This window comes from Pseudomonas sp. MIS38 (genome assembly GCF_019891575.1).
Taxonomy (GTDB): domain Bacteria; phylum Pseudomonadota; class Gammaproteobacteria; order Pseudomonadales; family Pseudomonadaceae; genus Aquipseudomonas; species Aquipseudomonas putida_A.
Genome location: NZ_JAFLXF010000065.1, coordinates 1 through 612, shown reverse-complemented (window position 1 = coordinate 612; position 612 = coordinate 1). Strand labels below are relative to the sequence as shown.

Below are 612 nucleotides of genomic sequence, written 5' to 3'. Positions count from 1 at the left end.
GTTGCTCTCGTCTTTTACTGATGTGATGGCCGGTGTGTCGGCAGCCACCACGACCACGATCCGCGGAAGCGATACCTCCTCATTACCATACCGCGCAGTAGCGGTGAAACTATGGGTGTCGGCGCTCAGCCCCGTCACCGGGAACTCCCAGTCACCACTCTGTGGATCGATGTCGGCAATGCCTATCTCGATATTGCCGTCCTTGATCAGGACTTTCTGACCTTTAGCCCCTTTCCCTTCAAGCTTGATCGAGGTGTAAACGGTCGTGGCGCCCGGGAGAATCTCATTCCCCTTGGAGTCTTCCACCCGAGTGATAGTTGGCGCGGTAGGAGCGGTCACGACCACGACCCACTGATCCGATATCTGCCCATTGCCGTACTGGGCAGTGGCGGTGAAACTATGGGAGACAAGGGCCAGCCCCGTCACCGGAAACTCCCAGTCACCACTCTGTGGATCGACGTCGGCAATGCCTATCTCGATGTTGCCGTCTTTGATCAGGACTTTCTGACCTTTAGCCCCTTTCCCTTCAAGCTTGATCGAAGTGTCAACGGTCGTGGCGCCCGGGAGAATCTCATTCCCTTTGGAGTCTTTCGATCCGGTAATTTCTGGCCG

Annotated in this window: 1 pseudogene; it reads right to left on the bottom strand. The window is 56.5% G+C overall.

Annotated features, from left to right (window positions below):
* A pseudogene (locus tag J1G18_RS27870) lies at positions 1 to 612 on the bottom strand (hypothetical protein); the annotation flags it as partial.